At 30.5% G+C, this 3877-nt stretch carries 2 protein-coding genes; one reads left to right on the top strand and one right to left on the bottom strand.

The features are described 5' to 3' along the window. Nucleotides 1–73: 73 nt before the first annotated feature. Nucleotides 74–691: a recombinase family protein gene (locus BM072_RS15225; RefSeq protein ID WP_092910698.1), complete on the bottom strand. Its 618-nt coding sequence runs from the start codon at nt 689–691 to the stop codon at nt 74–76. A gap of 140 nt (nt 692–831) precedes the next feature. On the opposite strand from BM072_RS15225, the gene BM072_RS15230 reads away from it, so the two are divergent. Then, nucleotides 832–3792 (top strand): Tn3 family transposase, encoded by a 2961-nt coding sequence (locus tag BM072_RS15230; protein WP_092910703.1) that lies wholly within the window; start codon nt 832–834, stop codon nt 3790–3792. The last annotated feature ends 85 nt before the right edge of the window (nt 3793–3877 follow it).

The raw sequence follows: 3877 nt of genomic DNA on the forward strand, positions 1-3877 counted from the left end.
GGGGTCAGTCGACGAAACGGAGAAAATAGCACGTTAACAATTTAATCTATGATTAATATGTTTTAAATAAATATTATTTATTATTCAAGATTTTTAAAGCAACTTCTTTTGCTGATCCATCCCCATTAATATACATATACAATGTCGTCGTTGTAATTCCAAGCTTCTTTGCGACTTCTTTAGCTACTGCATTTTTATCAGACATAGCTAACATTGCCATTTTAATTGTCGTTATATCCATTTTTCTAGGTCTTCCTCCTTTTTTACCTCTTGCTCTAGCTGCTTCTAACCCCGCTTTTGTTCTTTCAATAATAAGTGATCTTTCAAATTCTGCTAAAGCTGCAAATATTCCAAAAATCAGTTTACCATTAGCTGTAGATGTATCTATTTGAGCCCCATTTCCAGCTAATACTTTTAGTCCAATATTTTGATTATTCAATTCATCTACCATATTGACTAAATGCTTTAAATCTCTTCCTAAACGATCAAGTTTCCATATTACTAAGTTATTTCCTGGTTGTAATGCTTTAAGACAATTTTCAAGTCCTGGTCTATGATCTTTTCTTCCAGAAGCTAAATCTTTATAAATTCTTTTTGAATCAACTCCTGCATTTATTAAAGCGTCTAATTGTAAATCCAAAGATTGGCTTCCATCGCTTTTTGATACTCTTATATATCCTATATCTACCATATGTACTAAAAGATTAAAACAAATATAAAACTTTGTTTTGTTTTTCTTAATGAGTTATCTTGTATATATGTAATGGATTATTATTACTTTTAATTGAACAAGAAAAACGGTCGTTTTTCTTGTTATTATATTGTAATGAAATGCCTAGAAAAAAAATATTATCAGAATTTGATAAAAACACATTGATTCAACTTCCAGAATTAGAAGATGAATTTATTAGAATTTATAGTCTATCAGAACAAGATATTTCTATCATAGAGAGTAATTGTAGGGGTAAATCTAATAAATTAGGTTTTGCTGTTCTTTTGAGTTACATGAGGTGTCCAGGTATTATACTTCCAGTAGATGAATATCCTACAGATAAAATTATACAATTTTTAAGCTTACAACTTAATATTCCTAGTGAAGAATGGTTAAAATATGGGAAAAGAGCGCAAACTAGAAGGGAACATCTATCATTAATACAATCTATTTATGGGTATAGAATGTTTAATAATCAAGATTACAATTATTATTTTAATTACTTAATGAACATTTCTTTACAAACAGATAAAGGAATTCTAATTGTACAAGAATTTATAAAAGATATTAAGAAATATAAAATTTTACAACCATCTATTAATACAATCGAAAATTTATGTTCAGAAGCCTTAATGAATGCAGAAAAACAAATCTTTGACAAACTAACTTTTTCATTATCAATAACACAAAAAGATATCCTAGATAATCTTCTTAATTCAAAAGAAAAAAGCAATGTTAGTTATCTTAACTGGTTAAAACAATCACCAAAATCTGTTAATTCTAAAAGCCTATTGATTCATATAGAACGTTTAAAATTTATAAAAGAAATAAACCTTCATAAAGATATTGGAAAAGATATTCATCAGAATAGACTACTTAAAATTGCGAGAGAAGGTAGACAGATGACACCCCAGCATTTAAGAGATTTTGAAGAGTCTCGCAGATATGCAACATTAATAGCCGTTTTGATTGAAACCAAAGCTTCTATTATTGATGAAATTATAGAAATGAATGATAAAATAATTGGTTCTCTTTTCAAGTATGCTAAAAATACTCAATCTCAAAAAATGCAAGAATCGGGGAAATCTATGGGAAAACAGCTTGATATATTTTTAAAAATTGGTCATGCACTTCTTGATGCTAAAGAAACAGGAGAAGATCCATTTAGTGCTGTAGAATCAGTTGTTTCATGGGAAGATTTAGCTAAAAGTATATCGGATACTAAAGATTTAACGGTTAAACAGAATTTTGATTCACTTTATTTTATATCAGATAAATATTTCACGATAAAAAAGTATGGTGCCGAATTTTTGAAAGTATTAGAAATTCATTCTGCTCCTGTAGCAGAAGATATTTTAAAGACAGTAAGTATTTTGATAGATTTATATGATGGAAAACTTAAAAAACTACCCGAAAATATTCCTTCAAGTTTCATCAGAAAAAGATGGGAAGATTTAGTTTTTACTGAGAATGGAATCAATCGAAAATTTTATGAATTATGTCTATTCTCAGAACTTAAAAATCATTTACGTTCTGGAGATCTTTGGGTTAAGGGGTCTAGACAATACAAAGATTTCGAAGATTATCTTATTCCTGTAAAGAAATTTACTGAAATGAGAGATAAAAATACAGTTCCTCTTGATGTAGTGTTGAATGGAGAAGAGTTTCTTTCACAGCGAATGAGAATTCTTTCCAAGAAAATACAAACTGTTTGTAAACTTATTGAAAACAATGAACTCCCAGACTCTTCAATTATTAATGACAGAATAAAGATTAAACCTCTTGAAAATACAGTTCCTGAAGAAGCTGAAATTTTAGGAAAAAAAATATACGGGTTGCTTCCTCTTATTAAAATTACTGATCTCTTGAAAGAAGTCGATCAGTGGACAAATTTTACAGATGAGTTCATCCATTTAAAATCCGGAAATAAAGTAGAAGATAAAAACCTATTACTAACTGTCATATTATCAGATGCTATTAATCTTGGATTAAGGAAAATGTCGGAAGCTTCTCCAGGAACTTCTTACGCAAAACTTTCCTGGCTTCAGGCTTGGCATATTAGAGATGATACTTACTCTTTAGCTTTAGCTAAAATTATAAATAAACAAACTCAGCACCATTTTTCTTCTTACTGGGGAGAAGGAAAAACATCTTCTTCAGATGGTCAACGTTTTGCTACAGGTAGCTATGCGCAAAGGACAGGTACTATTAACCCTAAATATGGAAGTTCTCCAGGAGTTCAGTTTTATACACACATTTCTGATCAATATGCTCCATTTCATACTAAAGTTATTAATGTAGGTGTAAGAGACGCGACTTATGTATTAGATGGATTACTATATCATGAATCTGATCTACAGATAGAAGAACATTACACTGATACCGCTGGATTTACCGATCATGTGTTTGCCTTGATGCAGTTATTAGGATTTAAATTTGCACCAAGAATCAGAGATTTGAATGATAAGAAACTCTTCATACCTGAAGCATCTACTGAATATTCTGCTTTATCAGAACATATAGGAGGTACAATTAACAGTAAAAAAATCATTCAAAACTGGAATGAAATAGTAAGATTGGCTACTTCCATAAAAAATGGAACTGTTACCGCTTCATTGATTGTAAAGAAGATTGGAAGCTACCCAAGACAAAACGGACTGGCGGTAGCATTGCGAGAATTGGGTAAAATTGAGAGAACCTTATTTATGCTCGACTGGTATATGAGTCCAGAACTTAGGCGAAGAGTTACTGCGGGACTTAATAAAGGTGAAGCTAGAAATGCTCTAGCTAGAGCAGTATATTTTAATAGACTAGGAGAGGTACGTGAAAGAACTTTTGAAAATCAACGATATAAAGCAAGCGGTCTTAATTTGGTAACGGCTGCTATTGTTTTATGGAATACAGTTTATATTGAAAAAGTAGTAGAGTATTTGAAAGAGCAAGGAGAAGAAATTAATGAAGAATTACTTCAATATCTGTCTCCCTTAGGATGGGAACATATTCACTTAACGGGAGATTATGTGTGGAACAATCAAATAAAATTGAAGAATGGAGAATTTAGGCCACTAAGAAATTCATAAAGTATTTGTTTTACCTATTATAAATCCATTAAATTATAGATTAAATTGTTAACGTGCTATTTTTTCCGTTTCGTCGACTGACCCC

This window comes from Algoriella xinjiangensis, assembly GCF_900115015.1.
In the GTDB taxonomy this organism is placed as follows: domain Bacteria; phylum Bacteroidota; class Bacteroidia; order Flavobacteriales; family Weeksellaceae; genus Empedobacter; species Empedobacter xinjiangensis.

What these genes read in the sequence shown, in the direction of transcription:
- BM072_RS15225 (WP_092910698.1), bottom strand. Translation starts at nt 691, where the DNA reads ATGGTAGATATAGGATATATAAGAGTATCAAAAAGCGATGGAAGCCAA.
- BM072_RS15230 (WP_092910703.1), top strand. Translation starts at nt 832, where the DNA reads ATGCCTAGAAAAAAAATATTATCAGAATTTGATAAAAACACATTGATT.